This is a genomic window from Serratia sp. BIGb0163 (assembly GCF_024809935.1).
Classification (GTDB): domain Bacteria; phylum Pseudomonadota; class Gammaproteobacteria; order Enterobacterales; family Enterobacteriaceae; genus Serratia; species Serratia quinivorans.
Map to the genome: position 1 here is coordinate 24780 of NZ_JANUDZ010000012.1, position 20140 is coordinate 44919.

Consider the following 20140-nt stretch of genomic DNA (forward strand, 5'->3'; position numbering starts at 1 on the left):
ATCTTATTTCTTAGCGCCTGGCACGCTGAAACGCTTGTTGAAGCGGTCAACGCGGCCACCGGTAGCAACATCACGCTGCTTGCCAGTGTAGAACGGGTGACATTCGCCACAAACGTCCAGGTTCAGATCGTGACCCACTGTAGAGCGGATTTTGATCACGTTACCGCAAGAGCAGTTAGCAGTAACTTCTTCGTATTTTGGGTGGATACCTTGTTTCATGGGAAACCTCAGTTAAGGCCGTGTCGCTATCCAGCCCTGTTTCGCCAGACACCACACGTGGTTGATAAAGAATTTGGTATCGAATTATACCAAAGGCGGCAAATTATACAGAATTAAAAGTACCGCGCAATCGGAACCGTACATTTGCCGATGCGCAGTGTAAACTGATGGACTCTTTTTTTCACTCTGGATGACCCCATGCCTGTTGTTCACGTTGCTTTGCCGGTCCCCCTCGCCCGCACCTTCGACTATCTGCTGCCGCAAGGCCTGCAGCCGGCGGTCGGAGCGCGCGTAGGTGTGCCCTGGGGTAAGCAACGGGCGATCGGTATCGTCACCGGCTGCAGCGAAACCAGCGAATTACCGCTGGACAAGCTTAAACCCATCGACAGCGTGCTCGACAGCGCCTCGCTGTTCTCACCCAGCCTGTGGCGCATTCTGCGCTGGGCCAGCGACTATTATCATTACCCCATCGGTGAAGTGCTGTTCCACGCATTGCCTATCCTGCTGCGTCAGGGAAAACCGGCTGAAGCGGCACCGTTGTGGCAGTGGTTCGCTACCGAACAGGGCCGCGCTACGCTGCCGGAAAGCCTGAAACGCGCGCCCAAGCAGCAGCAAGCGCTGGCCGCGTTGCTGCAACGTCCGGTCTATCGCCATCAGGTCAGTGAACTGGAATTAACCGAGAGCGCCTTGCAGGCATTGCGCGCCAAGGGGCTGATCGATTTACGCTCTCAGACGTTGGCGGTGCAGGACTGGCGGCCCGGTTTTGAAGTGCTGGGTGAACGGCTGCGGCTGAACACCGAGCAGGCGACCGCCGTGGGTGCCATTCGCAGCGAAGACGAGCAGTTCGCCACCTGGCTGCTGGCCGGGGTTACGGGTTCCGGCAAGACCGAGGTCTATCTCAGCGTACTGGAAAACATCCTGGCGAAGGGCAAACAGGCATTGGTACTGGTGCCGGAAATCGGCCTGACGCCGCAGACCATTGCCCGTTTTCGCGAACGTTTCAACGCTCCGGTGGAGGTGCTGCACTCCGGCCTTAACGACAGTGAACGGCTGGCAGTCTGGCTGCGCGCCCGCAGCGGCGAGGCGGCAATTGTAATCGGCACCCGCTCGGCGCTGTTTACGCCGTTTTCGCGCCTGGGCGTGATCATCATCGATGAAGAACACGACAGCTCTTATAAACAGCAGGAAGGCTGGCGCTACCACGCCCGCGATCTGGCGGTATTCCGTGCCCGCGAGGAAAACATCCCGATGGTGATGGGCACCGCCACGCCGGCACTGGAAACGCTGCACAATGTGCAACTGGGTAAATATCGCCAGCTCAAACTCACCCAGCGTGCAGGTAATGCCAAACCGGCGACGCAGCATCTGATCGATCTGAAAGGCCTACCGCTGAAAGTGGGTCTTTCGCAGCCGTTGCTGAAAAGCATGCAGCACCATTTGAAGGCCGGTAATCAGGTGATGCTGTTTCTTAACCGGCGCGGCTACGCACCGGCGCTGTTATGCCACGAGTGCGGCTGGATCGCCGAGTGTCAGCGCTGCGATCATTACTACACCTTCCACCAGAATCATCGTCAACTGCGCTGCCACCACTGCGACAGCCAGCGTCCGGTCCCCCACCAGTGCCCACAATGCGGCTCTACTCATCTGGTGTCGGTCGGCGTCGGCACAGAACAGTTGGAACATGAACTGGCGCCGCTGTTCCCGGAAACGCCGATCACCCGTATCGATCGCGACACCACCAGCCGCAAAGGCTCGCTGGAACAGCATCTGGCGGATATTCACCGCGGCGGCTCGCGCATTTTAATCGGCACCCAGATGCTGGCCAAGGGCCACCATTTCCCGGATGTGACGTTGGTAGCCCTGCTGGATGTCGACGGCGCTCTGTTCTCGGCCGACTTCCGTTCCGCCGAGCGCTTTGCCCAGCTGTATACCCAGGTCTCCGGCCGCGCCGGCCGTGCCGGTAAGCCCGGTGAAGTATTGTTACAGACTCACCACCCGGAACACCCACTGCTGCAAATTCTGCTGCAACAGGGTTACGACGCCTTTGCCAAACAGACGTTGGCGGAGCGCAACAGCGTGTTCCTGCCGCCCTATACCAGCCATATCATCGTGCGTTCGGAAGATCACGATAACCAGCAGGCCCCCCAGTTCCTGCAGCAACTGCGCAATCTGCTGGAAGCCAGCCCGCTGAAAGATGACTCGCTATGGGTGATGGGGCCGGTCCCGGCGCTGCAGTCGAAACGCGGCGGTCGTTTCCGCTGGCAACTGCTGCTGCAACACCCTTCCCGGCGGGTACTGCAACAGTTAATGAAAAGCTCCCTGCCGCTGGTCAGTACCCTGCCACAGGCACGAAAGGTGAAATGGACGCTGGATATCGATCCGATAGACAGCTGAACCCAGAAAAGTCCGATTCAGTTCATCCAATGCAAACGTTTACCCTTGAAATTGCGAGCGAACGCTAAAAAACCTTCCCAGGTCACACTTTTTATGCAAATTAGGTAACAAAGGCAGGACGTATTCTGTTTAGAATAACTGCGAAGGCAATTTGTCACCTCTTGCAGGACAGTGATGGAATGTTTGAGCGCGGATGGCGCTAAATGATAACAACACCACCGCACGCCAGAATTTGTGAGCAAACTGAAGTCGTCGCGTTGGCATGGGGCTAACGCAAGGAGAAAGGCGTTGGAACACAAGAAAGAATTATCCATGGCAACCATGAAAGACGTTGCCGAAATGGCGGGCGTTTCAACGGCAACCGTGTCGCGTGCGCTGATGAACCCGGAAAAGGTGTCAACGCCGACGCGTCAGAAAGTGGAACAGGCCGTACTGGCCGTGGGCTATTCTCCTCATGCCCTCTCTCGCAATATCAAGCGTAACGAATCCCGGACTATCCTGGTGATCGTCCCCGACATTTGCGATCCGTTTTTCGCCGATGTGATCCAGGGGATCGAGCAAACCGCCGCACAACAGGGCTACCTGGTGCTGATTGGTGACTGTGCTCAGCAAAACCAGCAGGAACGCACCTTCGTCAACCTGATCATTACCAAACAAATCGATGGCATGCTGCTGCTCGGCTCTAACCTGCCGTTCGATGCCAGCAAGGAAGAACAGCGTAACCTGCCGCCGATGGTGATGGCCAACGAGTTTGCTCCGGAGCTGGAACTGCCGACGGTGCACATCGATAACCTGACCGCCGCCTTCGAAGCCGTGCATTATTTACATCAGCTCGGCCACCAGCAAATCGCCTGTGTCGCCGGGCCGGAACAGATGCCGCTCAGCCATTATCGCCTGCAAGGTTACATTCAGGCGCTACGTCGTAATGGCATTACCGTCGAAAGCAGCTATATTACCCGGGGTGATTTCACCTACGAGGCTGGCGCTCAGGCGCTGGCAACGTTGATGGCACAGCCAAAACCGCCGACGGCAGTGTTCTGCCACAGTGATGTGATGGCCATTGGCGTGCTGTCGCAGGCGAAAAAGATGGGGCTGCGGGTACCGCAGGACCTTTCTATCATCGGCTTTGACGACATCAAACTGGCGCAGTATTGCGATCCACCGTTAACCACAGTGGCTCAACCGCGCTACCAGATTGGCCAGCAGGCCATGTTATTGCTGTTGGAGCAGCTACACGGGCAGACCGTGGCAAGCGGCTCCCGGCTATTGGACAGTGAATTGATTATCAGAGGCAGCACCGCTGCCCCGAAACGCTAGTCAAATATTTTAGGGTTCAGTAACATGACGGACTTATCCCCTCATCAGGACACAGCGGAATAATAGTGGCACAAAAAGACTATGTAAGCCGTGGGCGCGCAGCAGGAGCTAAGCGTAAAACCCCCAGCCGTAAAAAACGCAGTTCTCCGAAGGTTTCCAAAACCGTGTTGGCGTTAGCCGTCGCACTTCTGGTTGTCTTTATCGGTGGCCTCTATTTCATTACGCACAACAAGCCGGATGACGCGCCGCTGCTGCCTGTGCACAGCAATCGTCCGGGTAACGGCTTGCCGCCGAAACCGGAAGAACGCTGGCGCTACATCAAAGAGCTGGAGAATCGTCAGATTGGCGTGCAAACCCCGACCGAACCTACGGCAGGCGGTGAAGCCAACTCCAAGACTCAGTTGACTGCAGAGCAACGCCAACTGCTGGATCAAATGCAGGCGGATATGCAACAACGTCCGACACAGCTCAATGAAGTGCCGTATAACGACCCTTCTCAGGCCGCCGCACGTAGCCGTCAGCAGCAGCAGGTGCAACAACAGCAGATTCAGCAGCAGCAGGTGCAGCAACCACCGGTGACTCAACCGCGTAACCCGTTTAACAACGGCGCGACGACAGCACCGGTACAGCAGCCGGCTCAGCCGAAGCCACAACCCAAGCCGCAGCCGGTAACGCAGCCGCCGGTGCAGGTTAAGCAGCCGAAACCTGAGGTCAAACCGGAAACCAAGCCGGAAGTGAAACAGGAAACGGCCAAGCAGGAAACCAAGCCAGAGTCGAAGCAAAAATGGATGGTGCAGTGTGGCTCGTTCCGTGCAACCGACCAGGCAGAATCCGTGCGTGCGCGCCTGGCGTTTGAAGGTATTGAAAGCCGTATCACCGCCGGCGGCGGCTGGAATCGTGTGGTGCTCGGCCCATACAGCAGCCGGGCTGCTGCGGACAAAACCCTGTCGCGCCTGAAGGGCGTAGGCATGTCAAGTTGCATTCCCCTCTCCGTTGGGGGTTGAAAAGCTTCAATCCCCCCCCATCTATACTCTCAATATGCCTCGTAGTGTCTGCGCAAGCAGATACTGCGAGGGCTTCTTTCCGTCTTCAACGAGGGTCTGCTCGTGACAACAATTGTAAGCGTACGCCGTAACGGCCAGGTAGTGATCGGTGGCGATGGCCAGGCTACCTTGGGCAATACGGTAATGAAGGGCAACGTCAAGAAAGTGCGTCGCCTGTATAACGACAAAGTGATTGCCGGTTTTGCCGGTGGCACCGCGGATGCCTTCACGCTGTTTGAGCTGTTCGAGCGCAAGCTGGAAATGCATCAGGGTCACCTGGTGAAAGCAGCCGTTGAATTAGCGAAAGACTGGCGCACCGACCGCATGCTGCGCAAGCTCGAAGCGCTGCTGGCAGTCGCGGATGAAAACTCCTCGCTGATCATCACCGGCAACGGTGACGTGATCCAGCCTGAAAATGATTTGATTGCGATTGGCTCCGGCGGTCCGTACGCCCAGGCAGCCGCCCGCGCGATGTTGGAAAATACCGAGCTGAGCGCCCGCGAAATTGTTGATAAGTCTCTCAACATCGCCGGTGACATCTGTATTTACACCAACCATTTCCACACCATTGAAGAATTGCCTTCCAAAGCGTAAGGATCGAATACTATGTCTGAAATGACCCCGCGCGAGATCGTCAGCGAACTGGACAGCTACATCATTGGCCAGAACAAAGCCAAACGTGCCGTTGCCATCGCCCTGCGTAACCGCTGGCGCCGGATGCAGCTCAACGAGATGCTGCGCCACGAAGTCACGCCAAAGAACATTCTGATGATCGGCCCGACCGGCGTCGGTAAAACCGAAATCGCCCGCCGTCTGGCGAAACTGGCCAACGCGCCGTTCATCAAGGTTGAAGCCACCAAGTTCACCGAAGTGGGCTACGTTGGGAAAGAAGTGGATTCTATTATCCGCGACCTGACCGATGCTGCGATCAAAATGGTGCGTCTGCAATCAATCGACAAGAACCGTACCCGCGCCGAAGAGCTGGCGGAAGAACGTATCCTTGATGTGTTGATCCCACCGGCCAAGAACAACTGGGGCCAGGCGGAAGAGCATCAGGAGCCGTCCTCGGCACGCCAGGCATTCCGCAAGAAACTGCGTGAAGGCCAGTTGGACGACAAGGAAATTGAGATCGATCTGGCCGCAGCGCCGATGGGCGTAGAAATCATGGCTCCTCCTGGCATGGAAGAAATGACCAACCAGCTGCAGTCAATGTTCCAGAACCTCGGTGGCCAGAAGCAGAAACCACGCAAGCTGAAGATCAAAGAAGCCTTCAAACTGCTGGTGGAAGAAGAAGCCGCCAAGCTTGTGAACCCGGAAGAGCTGAAAGAACAGGCGATCGAAGCGGTTGAGCAGCACGGCATCGTGTTTATCGACGAGATCGACAAAATCTGTAAGCGCGGCGGCCAAAGCTCTGGCCCGGACGTGTCTCGCGAAGGCGTGCAGCGCGACCTGCTGCCGCTGGTGGAAGGCTGTACCGTTTCCACCAAGCACGGGATGGTGAAAACCGATCACATTCTGTTTATCGCTTCCGGCGCATTCCAGACCGCCAGCCCTTCAGACCTGATCCCGGAACTGCAGGGCCGTCTGCCGATCCGCGTTGAGTTGCAGGCGCTGACCACCGAAGACTTCGAGCGTATTCTGACCGAGCCAAGCGCTTCGCTGACCGAGCAGTATAAAGCGCTGATGGGCACCGAAGGCGTCAATATCGAGTTCACCGCCGAAGGTATCCGCCGCATCGCCGAAGCCGCATGGCAGGTTAACGAAAGCACCGAAAACATCGGCGCACGTCGTTTGCACACCGTGCTCGAGCGTCTGATGGAAGATATTTCTTATGATGCGAGTGAAATTAACGGTCAATCCATTACAATTGATGCGGATTACGTAGGTAATCATCTGGATGAACTGGTAGCGGATGAAGATTTGAGTCGTTTTATCCTATAATCGCTCAATCATGTCCAGTCAGTCATCTGTGGGAGGCATTTGCCTCCCACAACTATTTCTAACGGACACAGCCACTAACTCTGAAGCGAAAAATGAGCTCATCAACTACCATCTCCCCGGCCAGAGCCTGGCTTGAAAGTTTACGACCGCGCACCCTGCCGCTGGCCTTTGCCTCGATCGTCGTCGGTTCCGCCATTGCCGCCTGGCAAGGTAGCCTGAAGCCCGGCGTGGCGCTGCTGGCGCTGCTGACGGCCGGCCTGCTGCAAATTCTCTCCAACCTGGCGAACGACTATGGCGATGCGGTAAAAGGCAGCGACAAGGAAGATCGTATCGGGCCGCTACGTGGTATGCAAAAAGGCATGATCACCCAGGCACAGATGAAACGGGCGTTGGTGGTGACGGTGGTACTGATCGCCATCGCCGGCAGTTCGCTAATTGCCGTGGCCTGTGAACAACCCAGCGATGTGGTGGGCTTCCTGGTGCTGGGCGGGCTTTCTATCGTCGCAGCCATTACCTATACCGTCGGCAACAAACCTTACGGCTATCTGGGCTTGGGCGATATCTCGGTGCTGGTGTTCTTCGGCTGGCTGAGCGTCGCAGGCACTTTTTACCTGCAAACCCACGCCTTTGACAGCATCGTGATGCTGCCGGCCACCGCCTGTGGCCTGCTGGCAGCGGCGGTGCTCAATATCAATAATCTGCGCGATATCGAAAGCGATCGCGCCAACGGCAAGAATACCCTGGCAGTCCGACTCGGGCCGCAGAAGGCGCGTTATTACCACCTGTTGCTGCTGATCGGCGCGGTGGCGTGCTTTACGCTGTTCACGTTGCTCAACCTGCATAGCCTGTGGGGCTGGTTGTTTGTCTTGGCTATCCCGTTGCTGGTACGCCATGGCTTGCGCGTGTTGCGGGACCCTACGCCAGCCGGTATGCGGCCGATGCTTGAACATATGGTCAAGGCGGCGCTGCTGGCCAATATATTGTTCGCTATCGGCGTGGTGCTCAGTTAGCCATCGAACTGATGATTTTGCCAACAGGGCGAATAAAGGGATATACTGGTTATTCCAGCGGCAAACAGACGTAAAATCCTATGAAATACGATACTTCCGAACTTTGCGACATCTATCACGAAGAGGTGAACGTAGTTGAGCCTCTATTCTCCAATTTTGGCGGGCGTACTTCATTTGGCGGGCAAATCACTACGGTGAAATGCTTTGAGGATAACGGTCTGTTATTCGAGCTGCTTGAAGAAAACGGCCGTGGTCGCGTCCTGGTGATTGACGGTGGCGGCTCGGTACGTCGTGCCCTGATCAACGCAGAACTGGCACGTCTGGCCACCCAGAACGAGTGGGAAGGCATCGTGGTGTACGGCGCGGTTCGCCAGGTAGACGATCTGGAAGAGATGGACATCGGTATTCAGGCCATGGCGGCCATTCCGGTCGGCGCCGCCAGTGAAAGCATTGGCGAAAGCGACATCCGCGTTAACTTCGGCGGTGTGACCTTCTTCTCCGGCGATCATCTGTATGCCGACAATACCGGTATTATCCTGTCCGAGGATCCACTCGATATCGAGTGATTTTCAGACAGGAAAAAGGGCGCCTTAGGCGCCCTTTTCGATCGTGCAATACGGAATCAGACTTCTTCCATTTTGCCCAACAGCGCACGCAGACGGTCTTGCCATACGTGCTGCTCTTCTTTCAGTTGCTGGTTCTCGCGTACCAACGATTCGTGGTTGCCGGAGGCAGCCTGAACTTCCTGTGAAAGAGTGTTGTTTTTGTCTTTCAGCTCTTCAATTTCCATCTGCAGCAGGGTGATGGTATCGATCGCCTGCTGAACTTTTGATTCCAATTTCTCAAATACTTCAAATGACATTCTTCAGTCCCCTCATGATAGCAAGGCGTACATCTATAGGTAACGGCCGCAACTTTGGTTGCAACTGCTGCGAATATGCATCGCGCCAAGTGACACACGCTTTTATTGAAAATAACGCGCCTGTCTCGATAAAACGCTTCTTTCGATAAAAACGATTGTAAGTAGCCTGTCCCCGACTGTCTAGCAACATCCGGCTCAACGCGCAGTCTGTTGCAATTTTCCTGCCGCCACTATCAGCAAAAACTGAAAATACTCACCGCGCGTAAATCGCTTTGTTAACGAACGGTGGCCAAATCACTGGTCAGATCACAGTTTCATGGAGCAGAAAGAACACAAAACGACGCGAATTCGCTCAATTTTATGACGAAGCACACACATTTTGATTTCGCTATTTCTCGTTTATGTTCGTTAACGATAAATTTACATCACGTCCTCAATTAATAATTGGACGAGATGAAAAAAACTGTACCCATAGGCCAGATCGATACACACCCAGAGCCTATAAACCCATAACCGCCGTTTTGCAGGACAACAACATTATGAGCCAAACCACCAGTCCGACCCTAAAAGGCCAATGTATCGCCGAGTTTCTCGGCACCGGCCTGTTGATATTTTTTGGCGTAGGCTGCGTTGCCGCGTTGAAACTGGCTGGCGCCAGCTTCGGCCAGTGGGAAATCAGTATCATTTGGGGCCTGGGCGTTGCCATGGCCATCTATCTGACCGCTGCCATCTCTGGTGCGCATCTCAACCCGGCAGTCACCATCGCACTGTGGCTGTTCGCCTGCTTTGACGGACGCAAAGTATTGCCTTACATCGTCGCGCAGATCGCCGGAGCCTTCTGCGCCGCAGCGCTGGTCTACGGGCTGTATTACAACCTGTTCTTCGATTTTGAAGCGGCCAACCATATGGTACGTGGCAGCGACGAAAGCCTGGCCCTGGCCGGCATCTTCTCCACCTACCCTAATGCACACATCTCCGTGGGTCAGGCTTTCCTGGTTGAAACGGTGATTACCGCGATCCTGATGTGCCTGATCCTGGCGCTGACCGACGACGGCAACGGCATTCCACGTGGCCCGCTGGCACCGCTGTTAATCGGTATTCTGATTGCCGTGATCGGCGCCTCTATGGGACCATTGACCGGCTTTGCGCTGAACCCGGCCCGTGACTTCGGTCCGAAAATGTTCGCTTATCTGGCCGGCTGGGGCAAAGTGGCCTTCACCGGTGCGCGTGATATCCCGTACTTCCTGGTGCCAATCTTTGGCCCAATCATCGGTGCCTGCCTGGGTGCCTTCGGCTACCGCATGCTCATTGGCCGCAATCTGCCGTGTGACGTTTGCGTAGAAGAAGAAAAACCCGCCGCCAAGGCTCAGCAGCGTAAAGCGTGATTGGCACAGTTTTAAAACGGTTAACAACAGCAGGACTAAAATCATGACTGTAGAAAAAAAATACATTGTCGCTCTCGACCAGGGAACTACCAGTTCACGTGCCGTAGTGCTAGACCACGATGCCAATATTGTTGCGGTGTCGCAGCGTGAATTCACGCAGATTTACCCGAAAGCCGGCTGGGTTGAGCATGATCCAATGGAGATTTGGTCATCACAGAGCTCCACGCTGGTGGAAGTGCTGGCGAAAGCCGACATCAATTCCGATCAGATCGCCGGCATCGGCATCACCAACCAGCGCGAAACCACCATCGTCTGGGAAAAAGACACCGGCAAACCAATCTATAACGCCATCGTCTGGCAATGCCGCCGCACCGCCGATATCTGTGAAAAACTCAAACGCGATGGCATGGAAGAGTACATCCGTCACAACACCGGCCTGGTGGTTGACCCGTACTTCTCCGGCACCAAGGTAAAATGGATCCTCGATCACGTTGAAGGTGCCCGTGAACGCGCCAAGCGCGGCGAGCTGTTGTTCGGCACCGTCGACACCTGGCTGGTGTGGAAAATGACCCAGGGGCGGGTGCATGTGACCGATTACACCAACGCCTCGCGCACCATGATGTTCAATATCCATGAACTGGACTGGGATGAGCGCATGCTGGAAGCGCTGGATATCCCGCGCGCGATGCTGCCGAAAGTCCGTCCATCCTCTGAAGTGTACGGCCAGACCAACATCGGTGGTAAAGGCGGTACGCGTATTCCTATCGCCGGTATTGCCGGTGACCAGCAGGCGGCACTGTACGGCCAACTGTGCGTTCAACCGGGCATGGCGAAAAACACCTACGGTACCGGCTGCTTCCTGTTGATGAACACCGGCAAAGAAGCGGTACGTTCCAGCCACGGCCTGCTGACCACTATCGCCTGCGGCCCACGCGGCGAAGTGAACTATGCGCTGGAAGGCGCAGTCTTCATCGGCGGCGCTTCTATTCAGTGGCTGCGCGATGAGCTGAAACTGATCAGCGATGCGGCCGACTCCGAATACTTCGCCACCAAGGTGAAAGACAGCAACGGGGTATATGTGGTGCCTGCCTTTACCGGTCTGGGCGCGCCTTACTGGGACCCGTATGCCCGTGGCGCGATCTTCGGCCTGACTCGTGGCGCAAACAGTAACCACATCATCCGTGCCACGCTGGAATCCATTGCCTACCAGACGCGCGACGTGCTGGATGCGATGCAGGCCGACTCCAACACCCGCCTGCAATCGCTGCGTGTGGACGGTGGTGCGGTCGCCAACAACTTCCTGATGCAGTTCCAGTCTGACATCCTCGGGACCCGTGTAGAGCGTCCTGAAGTGCGTGAGTCGACTGCACTCGGTGCCGCATTCCTGGCAGGCCTGGCTATCGGCTACTGGAATGACCTGGATGAAGTGAAGAGCAAGGCGGTCATCGAGCGTGAGTTCCGTCCAAGCATTGAAACCACCGAGCGTAACTTCCGTTACAGCGGCTGGAAAAAAGCGGTTGCCCGCGCGCAAGCATGGGAAGAGCACGACTAACGCTGTTTTGCTTTGTTGACCTCATCACGCGCTGCCTCCGGGTGGCGCGTTTTTTTGCCCCGCCCCACCATCGCCCGCTGTGATAAACTTTGTCGATATTTTCTCCCTTTCTCACAGACAGGTTTTGCCATGAAACGTGAATTAGCCATCGAATTTTCCCGTGTTACCGAAGCTGCCGCGCTGGCGGGCTACAAATGGTTGGGACGCGGCGATAAGAACGCCGCCGATGGTGCTGCGGTCAACGCAATGCGCATTATGCTTAATAAAGTGGATATCGATGGCCGCATAGTGATCGGCGAAGGCGAAATTGATGAAGCGCCAATGCTGTATATCGGCGAGCAGGTCGGCAGCGGCCAGGGCGACGCGGTGGATATCGCCGTCGACCCGATCGAAGGCACCCGCATGACCGCCATGGGCCAGCCCAATGCGTTGGCTGTACTGGCGGTGGGCGATCGCGGCACCTTCCTGCACGCCCCTGACATGTATATGGAAAAACTGGTGGTGGGCCCGGCAGCGCGCGGCGCGATCGATCTTAACCTGCCGCTGGCCGAGAACCTGAACAAGGTCGCGGTCTGTCTGGGCAAACCGCTGAGCCAATTGACGGTGGTCATTCTGGCCAAGCCGCGTCACGACGGCGTTATTGCCCAGATGCAGCAACTCGGGGTACGAGTCTTCGCTATCCCCGACGGCGATGTGGCGGCCTCGATCCTGACCTGTATGCCCGACAGTGAAGTCGACGTGATGTACGGCATCGGCGGCGCGCCTGAAGGGGTCATTTCCGCCGCGGTGATCCGTGCTCTGGACGGTGATATGCAGGCACGCCTGCTGCCGCGCCACCAGGTGAAGGGCGACAGCGCCGAGAATCGCCGCATCGGCGAGGAAGAACTGGCGCGTTGCAAAGAGATGGGAATTGAAGCCGGCAAGGTATTGCTGCTGGATGATATGGCGCGTAACGACAACGTGATTTTCTCCGCTACCGGCATCACCAAGGGCGATTTGTTGGAAGGCATTAGCCGCCAGGGCAATATGGCCACCACGGAAACCCTGCTGATCCGCGGCAAATCACGCACTATCCGCCGTATCCGCTCAACCCACTATCTGGATCGTAAAGACCCGGCGCTGCACGAGTTCCTGCTGTAAATAATCAGGGCGCCTTCGGCGCCCTGTCAGTTTTATACGGTATGTCCCTGATGCTGCATCCGGTGCGATAACGGCCACCAGCACAGCAAAATCAGTAACGCCATGGCAAACATCAGCAGGCCGAGGCTGAACTGCCCGGTCTGCGGCAGCATGGCGGAAAGCCAGGTCGCCAGGCCGGAGCCCATGTTCTGCATGCCCCCAACCAATGCGCCAGCCGCACCGGCCAGATAAGGAAACGGCTCCATCGCCCCGGTAGTGGCCAGCGGGAATAGCATCCCGGCACCGAAGAAGAACAGCGCAGCCGGCACAATCAGCGTCCAGATATTCATCACGCCAAACCACCCGGGGATCCACATCATCAGGCCCGCCAACAGGCAACTGATCACCGAATGCCACACCAGACTGTGGAAGCTTTTGCCGTCACGACCGGCATACCAGGCACCAAAGAACGCCGCCGGGATTGGCAGAATAAACAGGATACTGACGGTCAGTCCGCTAAGGCCCAATACGCCGCCCATCAGCACGCCGCAGCTGGCTTCAAAGACCGCGATCCCCGCCAGAGCACCGATCAGCATCACCAGATAACAGCTGAAAGTACTGTCCGTCAGCAGCTTGCGGAAGCTCGCCAGCATGCGCCGCTTTTCGGTCTGCTGCGGTCGGGTTTCCGGCAGCCAGCGGAACATGGCGAAGGCTACACCGGCACACAACACCAACAGGAAGGCATAACAGGCGCGCCAGCCAAATATCATCGCCAATGCCCCACCGATGATCGGTGCCAACAGCGGACTGACCAGAATGCCCATGTTGAGCAGGCTGTTGGCATAGCGCAGCGAAGTACCGGCATACAGGTCACGCGGCATGGTTCGCGCCATCACCCCCGCCACGCCGGTCCCCATCCCCTGAATGGCACTGGCGGCAACCAGCATCGTCAGGTTGGTGGACAGCAGCGCGCCAAGCGCACCCATCATAAAAATCATCATCCCGGCCAGGATCACCGGCCGACGGCCAATACGGTCCGACAGCGGGCCGTAAATCAACTGCGAGAAACCATAGGTCATCAGATAAGCCGCCATCACGCGCTGCACGGCACCGGAGCGCACCGACAGATCCTTGGCAATATCAGCAATCACGGGGACATAAATGGTTTGTGCCATCTGACCGACGGCCACTAACAGGGTAAGCATCACCAACAGGTGAAAGTTTTCTATTTTTCTCATTATCTTCGTTAACGTATTAACTCGTCACAGCGTCCCGGTATGGCCCCTAATTCAGCCAGAACGGCGAGCAGCCCTCTATGGCGGCATAAGCTAACAAATTTAATTTTTTTAGCGAGTTTCCGGCAAATATTGATCTCCGTCACAGTGGCAGCAAAGCCAACCAGCCTCGTAAATTAAACTGTACGTCTACTGCTTATGGGTTAAAAATGGCAAACTTTCAATAGTTTGGCTTTAGCATTTAATCGATAATTATTTTCATCATCTTGAAATAAAATAACGCCATAGGGATTGGGTTTATGAAGACAACAGAGCTGATTTTATTGCAGTTAAAAACCTTGGGGCCGCACTCTGCCAAAATGCTGGCTGAGCGTCTGGACATCACCCCCATGGGTATCCGTCAGCATCTGCAATCTCTGGAAAAACGTGAGCTGGTGGGTTACGAGGAAGCGCGTACCAAGGTAGGTCGCCCCACACGCTACTGGTCGCTGACCCAGCAGGGCCACGCCCAGTTTGCCAATGGCCACGATCGGCTGGCGACAGAGCTGTTGGGATCCGCCCATCAGTTGTTTGGGGCGGAAGGGGTGGAGCAGTTGCTCAGCGCGCGCGAAGACAAGCTTTATCAGCGCTATGCTGAAGAACTGTCTGAGGAAGACTGCCATCAGGCCAAACTCGCCCGATTGGTGCGCCTGCGGCAGCATGATGGCTACATGGCCGAACTGTTAGAGCACCCGCAGGGCATGCTACTGGTGGAAAACCACTGCCCAATCGGCGTGGCGGCCACCGCCTGCAGCAGCCTGTGCAACTCGGAGCTGCAACTGTTTAACCGTCTGTTTGGCCAGGGTTATCGCATCGAGCGTACTGCGCATGCTATTTCCGGCTCACGACATTGCGCTTATTTGATTCGACCATTGGAGCTTTAGAGTATGGCTGACTGGGTTAATGGCAAGGTTACACAAGTCACGCAATGGACCGACGGGCTGTTCAGCATCACCGTCCATGCCCCCATTGCTCCCTTTATCGCCGGGCAATTTGCCAAACTGGCGTTGGAAATTGACGGCGAACGCGTGCAGCGCGCCTATTCCTACGTCAACGCCCCCAGCGATCCGAACCTGGAGTTTTACCTGGTCACCGTGCCGGAAGGCAAACTTAGCCCACGCCTCAATCAACTGCGACCGGGTTCCGAAGTGATGGTGACCAAAGAGGCCGCCGGATTTTTCGTGCTGGAGGAAGTGCCTGAATGCGACACCCTGTGGATGTTGGCGACAGGCACCGCCATCGGCCCTTACCTGTCGATGCTGCAGGAAGGCAAAGACCTGGAACGCTTCAAAAATCTGGTGCTGGTGCATGCCGCCCGCTTTGCGCGCGATCTCAGCTACCTGCCGCTGATGCAGCAATTACAGCAGCGTTACAACGGCAAACTGCGCATTCAGACTATTGTCAGCCGCGAAGAAGTCACCGGCTCGCTGACCGGCCGCGTACCGGCGCTGATCGAGGATGGCCGGCTGGAAGCGGCGGTGGGATTACCCCTCGACGCGGAAACCGACCATGTGATGCTGTGCGGTAACCCGCAAATGGTGCGGGATACCCAGCAAACGCTGAAGGATCAGCGGCAAATGCGCAAGCACCTGCGCCGCAAGCCTGGCCATATCACCAGCGAGCAATACTGGTAGCGTACGGCCTCATTGTGCGCTGAACTTCACCGGCTCGGCCGGTGGGCCAAAACGGTTATCGTCAGGCGTGCCGACAAAGGCGCCCAAATCGATCATCATCATCACAATGATCAGCGTCGGGATAAAACGCCCGACGCCCCATTGCCAGAGCGGTGCCAGCATCTGCCAGTTGCCCGCCGCCAGCAACCACGCCAGGATCAGCAATAACGCCCACCAGCCGGCTTTATTGCGGTCATGCAGCCGTTTCACCAACACCGCCGCCGTCGGCCACAGCAAGCCCACGATAAAGAATGCGATGGTCTGGATATCCACCAGTTCACGACTGGCGAGAGAAAAAGCCACAACCATCAGCACCAGCCACAGCACCATCCAAATCCAAAAGTCACGCCGCCCAATTCGGCCCTTAAACGAAAAGCACCACTGTTGTATTGTCATTGAATCCTGCGTTGTTAGCCTGCCCATATTCTGCCGTGCAGTGTAACATAGGCGCTGCCGGGCGAAGATTTCTGCCCTGCATTACGCGGAGTAACGCACAGCTTTCCTGTCAGCAAGCGATAATGGCGCGGGATCTTTGACAATCCCCCTGGGTTATCGCTTTAATCGGAGCCATCTTTGTTCTTGATGCCGTGTTATACCATGCTGAGAAAAACCATCGCCATCGCCTGCCTGTTGCTGAGTATCAGCAGCGCCTGGGCCGATCCGCCGGATGCCGCCGTCAGTGCATCGCCCACCGCGCCGTATCTGCTGGCCGGGGCACCGACCTTTGATCTGACGGTGGTCAAATTCCGCGAAAAATATAACCGCGACAACCCGACACTGCCGATTGGCGAATTTCGCGCCATCGCAACCGCAGAGGACGATACGCCACTGCTGACGCGTGCCGCCAGCAAGCTGAACGAAAATCTCTACGCCTCCACTGCGCTGGAAAAGGGCACCGGCAAAATCAAAACGCTGCAAATTACCCATCTGCCACTGCAGCAAAGCAGCGAAGAAAAGGCGGCCCGCACCATTGCCATCAACTATATGGCCGCACTGATGCGCCAGTTTGAACCGGCGCTGACGGTGGAAAAAAGCCTGAGCAAAGTGGCCAACCTGCTGGAGAAAGGCAAAGGTTCACGCTTTTACCAACAGCAGGTCGGTGCGATCCGTTATGTGGTCGCGGACAACGGCGATAAAGGGGTAACTTTCGCTGTTGAACCGGTTAAGCTGACGCTATCCGAGCCGTAACAGCCGGTCATTTAATGACGAAAAGCAAAGCCTTCGCGCTTAATCATCTCTATACTGTTGGGCAGGTAAACTGCCGGTCCGGCAGTGGTTATTTCGACTCTCGCGTTCCCTTGTTGGAGGAAAAAACATGCGTCATCCATTAGTTATGGGTAACTGGAAGCTTAACGGCAGCACTCACATGGTTAACGAACTGATCGCCGCACTGCGCAATGAACTGAGCAGTGTTGACGGTTGTGGCGTCGCTATCGCACCACCGGTCATGTACCTGGACCAGGCCAAGCACGCGCTGGCCGGCAGCCGCATCGCTCTGGGTGCCCAAAACGTAGACGTGAACCTGTCCGGCGCATTCACCGGTGAAGTTTCCGCCGACATGCTTAAAGATATTGGTGCGCAATACATCATCATCGGCCACTCCGAGCGTCGTACTTACCACAAAGAAACTGACGCTGCGATCGCCGAGAAATTTGCCGTGCTGAAAACTGCGGGTTTGATCCCAGTGCTGTGCATCGGTGAAACTGACGCTGAAAACGAAGCGGGTAAAACCGAAGAAGTTTGCGCACGTCAGATCGACGCCGTACTGAAAACCCAGGGTGCAGAAGCCTTTAAAGGCGCGGTTATCGCTTATGAGCCAATTTGGGCTATCGGTACCGGCAAGTCTGCCACTCCTGCGCAGGCACAGGCAGTACACAAATTTATCCGCGATCACATCGCCAAGCAGGACGCAGCCGTGGCTGCAGAAGTGATCATCCAGTACGGCGGCTCCGTGAACGACAAAAATGCTGCCGAGCTGTTCACTCAGCCGGACATCGACGGCGCGCTGGTTGGCGGCGCATCACTGAAAGCCGATGCTTTCGCCGTGATCGTCAAAGCCGCTGCTGCTGCTAAAAAAGCCTGATTTCACCCGGCTTATAAATAACAAAACCCCGGCTTGCCGGGGTTTTTTATTGGGGCCCATTGAGCATCAACGTTTGCTGATTTCGTCAAACACGCCGCCAGTGGCAAAGTGCACCTTCTGCGCCTGGGTCCAGCCGCCGAAAGTATCATCCACGGTAAACAGTTTCAGTTTCGGGAACTGGTCGGCAAACTTGGCCGCTACCGCCGCATCGCGTGGACGGTAATAGTTTTTCGCCGCGATGGTCTGCCCTTCCGGCGTATACAGATACTTCAGGTAAGCCGTAGCCACATCACGGGTACCGCGCTTATCAACCACTTTATCCACCACCGACACGGTCGGCTCGGCCAGAATCGATTCGCTTGGGGTGATAATCTCAAACTTGTCCTTGCCCAGCTCTTTTTCCGCCAGCAGCGCTTCGTTCTCCCAGGCGATCAGCACATCACCGATACCGCGTTCAACAAAGGTATTGGTCGAACCGCGCGCACCGGAATCCAGCACTTCGACGTTCTTATACAGGTTTTTAACGAATTCTTGCGCCTTGGCCTGATCGTTGTTGTTCTGATGCAGTGCATAACCCCAGGCCGCCAGATAGTTCCAACGCGCACCACCAGAGGTTTTCGGGTTCGGGGTGATTACCGAGACGCCCGGTTTGATCAAATCCGCCCAATCGTGAATTTGCTTTGGATTACCTTTGCGCACCAGGAACACAATGGTCGAGGTATAAGGTGCCGAGTTGTCCGGCAGACGTTTGATCCACTCTTTATCAATACGCCCGCGCTCGGCGATAGCGTCCACGTCATAGGCCAGCGCCAGTGTCACCACGTCGGCCTCAATGCCATTAATCACCGAAGTCGCCTGCTTGCCGGAGCCGCCATGCGACTGACGCACCGTAACTTTATCGCCGGTCTGCTGCTGCCAGTATTTACCGAATGCGGTGTTATATTCCTGATAGAACTCACGCGTCGGGTCGTATGAAACGTTCAGCAATTGGATATCTTTCGCCATGGCGCCGGACGCCAGCAGCATTATTGTCAGACCTACACCCCATTTACGCATACGCATCGACTCGCTCCCCCAGGAAAAATAATCGCAACCTCAATCGGTTGATTTAGCATCAGAGCCTGCCAGAAACTCGGCTATCAATTAAAGAATAAAAAATGTTGGGCTAGACGATTCTGGAATATAACCGCAGCAGGCATAAAAAAAGCCTCCGCATGCGGAGGCTTCTGTTGACTGAATTAAAACGGGATCAGTACAGTTTTTTCGCCGTTTCCAGCCAGTCGCCCTTGAATGGACGCTTCATATTTTCGATCGCATCGATGATGTCGTGGTGCACCATCTTCTCGTTTTGGATACCGACACAGCGGCCGCCGTAGCCCTGCAACAACAGCTCGATGGCGTAAGCACCCATGCGGGAAGCCAGAATACGGTCGTAGGCTACCGGTGAACCACCGCGCTGAATATGCCCCAACACGGTAGCGCGGGTTTCACGCTTGGTTTCTTGCTCGATATGGCGTGCCAGCTCATCGATATCGCAGATATGCTCGGTGATCGCCACAATCGCGTGTTTTTTACCCTTGTCGATGCCGGCTTTGATTTCACAAACCAGATCTTCGCGGTTGAACTCAATTTCAGGCAACACGATGAACTCGCAACCGCCGGCAATCGCCGCCGCCAGCGTCAGATCGCCGCAATAACGCCCCATCACTTCAACGATAGAAATACGCTGATGTGAAGATGAGGTATCGCGCAAGCGGTCAATCGCTTCCACCACGGTTTCAAGCGCGGTGAAGAAACCGATGGTGTAGTCGGTACCGGCCACGTCGTTATCGATAGTGCCCGGCAAGCCAATACAAGGGAAACCTTCTTCCGTCAGGCGTTTAGCCCCCATATAGGAACCGTCACCGCCAATCACCACCAGCGCATCAATGCCGCGGTTTTGCAGATTTTCAATCGCCTTGGCACGTACGCTGTCGTCTCTGAACTCCGGGAAACGGGCTGAACCAAGGAAGGTGCCGCCGCGATTGATCATATCGGACACGCTGTAGCGGTCCAATTTTTCCATGCGATCTTCGTACAAGCCAAGGTAGCCATCGTAAATACCAAAAACTTCCAGACCTTCTGAAAGTGCAGCACGCACAACGCCACGGATCGCAGCGTTCATACCCGGCGAATCACCGCCACTTGTCAGTACACCGATTTTCTTGATCATGACTACCTCTGAACTGTAGATGCAATTTCTTAAGAATTCTGTATTCGCCGATTGTC

The 20140-nt window shown here is 55.9% G+C and carries 20 protein-coding genes; 14 read left to right on the forward strand and 6 right to left on the reverse strand.

Going from position 1 to position 20140, the window contains the following annotated elements; genetic code table 11:
* Positions 1–3 precede the first annotated feature (3 nt).
* Positions 4–219 carry a 50S ribosomal protein L31 gene (rpmE, locus tag M2406_RS25370; protein WP_012147462.1) on the reverse strand — a complete coding sequence of 72 codons (216 nt, stop codon included), beginning with the start codon at positions 217–219 and terminating at the stop codon, positions 4–6.
* A gap of 198 nt (positions 220–417) precedes the next feature.
* Between rpmE and priA the strand changes: the two genes are divergently transcribed.
* The 7 genes from priA to rraA all read left to right on the forward strand — a co-directional run bounded on the left by priA (position 418) and on the right by rraA (position 8490).
* A complete protein-coding gene (gene priA / locus M2406_RS25375; RefSeq protein WP_112363574.1) occupies positions 418–2613 on the forward strand; it encodes a primosomal protein N' in 2196 nt (731 codons plus the stop codon).
* A gap of 288 nt (positions 2614–2901) precedes the next feature.
* Positions 2902–3930 carry a DNA-binding transcriptional regulator CytR gene (gene cytR, locus M2406_RS25380; protein ID WP_012147464.1) on the forward strand — a complete coding sequence of 343 codons (1029 nt, stop codon included), beginning with the start codon at positions 2902–2904 and terminating at the stop codon, positions 3928–3930.
* Positions 3931–3995: 65 nt separating this feature from the next.
* Entirely contained in the window at positions 3996–4934 is a 939-nt protein-coding gene (ftsN, locus tag M2406_RS25385) for a cell division protein FtsN (RefSeq protein ID WP_115183536.1), read from the forward strand.
* Between the two features lie 102 nt (positions 4935–5036).
* On the forward strand, positions 5037–5567 hold the full coding sequence (gene hslV, locus M2406_RS25390; protein WP_012147466.1) for an ATP-dependent protease subunit HslV: 531 nt from the start codon (positions 5037–5039) through the stop codon (positions 5565–5567).
* Positions 5568–5579: 12 nt separating this feature from the next.
* Entirely contained in the window at positions 5580–6914 is a 1335-nt protein-coding gene (hslU, locus tag M2406_RS25395) for an HslU--HslV peptidase ATPase subunit (protein WP_017894416.1), read from the forward strand.
* Positions 6915–7006: 92 nt separating this feature from the next.
* On the forward strand, positions 7007–7924 hold the full coding sequence (locus M2406_RS25400; protein ID WP_012147468.1) for a 1,4-dihydroxy-2-naphthoate polyprenyltransferase: 918 nt from the start codon (positions 7007–7009) through the stop codon (positions 7922–7924).
* Between the two features lie 80 nt (positions 7925–8004).
* Positions 8005–8490: a ribonuclease E activity regulator RraA gene (gene rraA / locus M2406_RS25405; protein ID WP_012147469.1), complete on the forward strand. Its 486-nt coding sequence runs from the start codon at positions 8005–8007 to the stop codon at positions 8488–8490.
* A 56-nt stretch (positions 8491–8546) separates the two neighbouring features.
* On the opposite strand, the gene zapB is transcribed toward rraA, so the two are convergent.
* On the reverse strand, positions 8547–8786 hold the full coding sequence (gene zapB, locus M2406_RS25410; protein ID WP_012147470.1) for a septal ring assembly protein ZapB: 240 nt from the start codon (positions 8784–8786) through the stop codon (positions 8547–8549).
* Between the two features lie 539 nt (positions 8787–9325).
* Between zapB and M2406_RS25415 the strand changes: the two genes are divergently transcribed.
* The 3 genes from M2406_RS25415 (at position 9326) to glpX (ending at position 12863) form a co-directional block, all read left to right on the forward strand.
* The gene (locus M2406_RS25415) at positions 9326–10171 is read left to right on the forward strand and encodes an MIP/aquaporin family protein (RefSeq protein ID WP_012147471.1); all 846 of its coding nucleotides are present in this window, start codon (positions 9326–9328) and stop codon (positions 10169–10171) included.
* A 43-nt stretch (positions 10172–10214) separates the two neighbouring features.
* Complete coding sequence (glpK, locus tag M2406_RS25420; protein WP_017894417.1) at positions 10215–11723, forward strand: glycerol kinase GlpK; 1509 nt, start codon at positions 10215–10217, stop codon at positions 11721–11723.
* Between the two features lie 129 nt (positions 11724–11852).
* On the forward strand, positions 11853–12863 hold the full coding sequence (gene glpX, locus M2406_RS25425) for a class II fructose-bisphosphatase (RefSeq protein ID WP_017894418.1): 1011 nt from the start codon (positions 11853–11855) through the stop codon (positions 12861–12863).
* A 32-nt stretch (positions 12864–12895) separates the two neighbouring features.
* Here the strand turns inward: glpX and emrD are convergent, their stop codons facing one another.
* Complete coding sequence (gene emrD / locus M2406_RS25430; RefSeq protein WP_017894419.1) at positions 12896–14080, reverse strand: multidrug efflux MFS transporter EmrD; 1185 nt, start codon at positions 14078–14080, stop codon at positions 12896–12898.
* Positions 14081–14376: 296 nt separating this feature from the next.
* Here emrD and M2406_RS25435 point away from each other — a divergent pair, with 296 nt between their 5' ends.
* Positions 14377–15000: a metalloregulator ArsR/SmtB family transcription factor gene (locus M2406_RS25435; RefSeq protein WP_012147475.1), complete on the forward strand. Its 624-nt coding sequence runs from the start codon at positions 14377–14379 to the stop codon at positions 14998–15000.
* A gap of 3 nt (positions 15001–15003) precedes the next feature.
* On the forward strand, positions 15004–15750 hold the full coding sequence (gene fpr / locus M2406_RS25440; RefSeq protein WP_012147476.1) for a ferredoxin--NADP(+) reductase: 747 nt from the start codon (positions 15004–15006) through the stop codon (positions 15748–15750).
* 9 nt (positions 15751–15759) lie between these two features.
* Here fpr and M2406_RS25445 read toward each other — a convergent pair whose 3' ends face one another.
* Positions 15760–16185, reverse strand: a complete 426-nt coding sequence (locus tag M2406_RS25445) for a DUF805 domain-containing protein (RefSeq protein WP_012147477.1) — start codon at positions 16183–16185, stop codon at positions 15760–15762.
* Positions 16186–16386: 201 nt separating this feature from the next.
* Here M2406_RS25445 and M2406_RS25450 point away from each other — a divergent pair, with 201 nt between their 5' ends.
* Positions 16387–16977 carry a DUF1454 family protein gene (locus M2406_RS25450; protein WP_041419085.1) on the forward strand — a complete coding sequence of 197 codons (591 nt, stop codon included), beginning with the start codon at positions 16387–16389 and terminating at the stop codon, positions 16975–16977.
* Positions 16978–17104: 127 nt separating this feature from the next.
* A complete protein-coding gene (gene tpiA / locus M2406_RS25455) occupies positions 17105–17872 on the forward strand; it encodes a triose-phosphate isomerase (protein WP_012147479.1) in 768 nt (255 codons plus the stop codon).
* A 66-nt stretch (positions 17873–17938) separates the two neighbouring features.
* On the opposite strand, the gene M2406_RS25460 is transcribed toward tpiA, so the two are convergent.
* Together M2406_RS25460 and pfkA are read right to left on the reverse strand one after the other, a co-directional pair.
* Positions 17939–18928 carry a sulfate ABC transporter substrate-binding protein gene (locus M2406_RS25460; RefSeq protein WP_112363580.1) on the reverse strand — a complete coding sequence of 330 codons (990 nt, stop codon included), beginning with the start codon at positions 18926–18928 and terminating at the stop codon, positions 17939–17941.
* 193 nt (positions 18929–19121) lie between these two features.
* A complete protein-coding gene (pfkA, locus tag M2406_RS25465; protein WP_012147481.1) occupies positions 19122–20084 on the reverse strand; it encodes a 6-phosphofructokinase in 963 nt (320 codons plus the stop codon).
* Positions 20085–20140: the final 56 nt, after the last annotated feature.

Excerpts from the sequence above, each read along its gene's own strand:
- rpmE (WP_012147462.1), bottom strand. The coding sequence starts at position 219 with ATGAAACAAGGTATCCACCCAAAATACGAAGAAGTTACTGCTAACTGC.
- priA (WP_112363574.1), top strand. The coding sequence starts at position 418 with ATGCCTGTTGTTCACGTTGCTTTGCCGGTCCCCCTCGCCCGCACCTTC.
- hslU (WP_017894416.1), top strand. The coding sequence starts at position 5,580 with ATGTCTGAAATGACCCCGCGCGAGATCGTCAGCGAACTGGACAGCTAC.
- M2406_RS25400 (WP_012147468.1), top strand. The coding sequence starts at position 7,007 with ATGAGCTCATCAACTACCATCTCCCCGGCCAGAGCCTGGCTTGAAAGT.
- rraA (WP_012147469.1), top strand. The coding sequence starts at position 8,005 with ATGAAATACGATACTTCCGAACTTTGCGACATCTATCACGAAGAGGTG.
- zapB (WP_012147470.1), bottom strand. The coding sequence starts at position 8,786 with ATGTCATTTGAAGTATTTGAGAAATTGGAATCAAAAGTTCAGCAGGCG.
- M2406_RS25415 (WP_012147471.1), top strand. The coding sequence starts at position 9,326 with ATGAGCCAAACCACCAGTCCGACCCTAAAAGGCCAATGTATCGCCGAG.
- glpK (WP_017894417.1), top strand. The coding sequence starts at position 10,215 with ATGACTGTAGAAAAAAAATACATTGTCGCTCTCGACCAGGGAACTACC.
- glpX (WP_017894418.1), top strand. The coding sequence starts at position 11,853 with ATGAAACGTGAATTAGCCATCGAATTTTCCCGTGTTACCGAAGCTGCC.
- emrD (WP_017894419.1), bottom strand. The coding sequence starts at position 14,080 with ATGAGAAAAATAGAAAACTTTCACCTGTTGGTGATGCTTACCCTGTTA.
- M2406_RS25435 (WP_012147475.1), top strand. The coding sequence starts at position 14,377 with ATGAAGACAACAGAGCTGATTTTATTGCAGTTAAAAACCTTGGGGCCG.
- fpr (WP_012147476.1), top strand. The coding sequence starts at position 15,004 with ATGGCTGACTGGGTTAATGGCAAGGTTACACAAGTCACGCAATGGACC.
- M2406_RS25445 (WP_012147477.1), bottom strand. The coding sequence starts at position 16,185 with ATGACAATACAACAGTGGTGCTTTTCGTTTAAGGGCCGAATTGGGCGG.
- M2406_RS25450 (WP_041419085.1), top strand. The coding sequence starts at position 16,387 with ATGCTGAGAAAAACCATCGCCATCGCCTGCCTGTTGCTGAGTATCAGC.
- tpiA (WP_012147479.1), top strand. The coding sequence starts at position 17,105 with ATGCGTCATCCATTAGTTATGGGTAACTGGAAGCTTAACGGCAGCACT.
- M2406_RS25460 (WP_112363580.1), bottom strand. The coding sequence starts at position 18,928 with ATGCGTAAATGGGGTGTAGGTCTGACAATAATGCTGCTGGCGTCCGGC.
- pfkA (WP_012147481.1), bottom strand. The coding sequence starts at position 20,084 with ATGATCAAGAAAATCGGTGTACTGACAAGTGGCGGTGATTCGCCGGGT.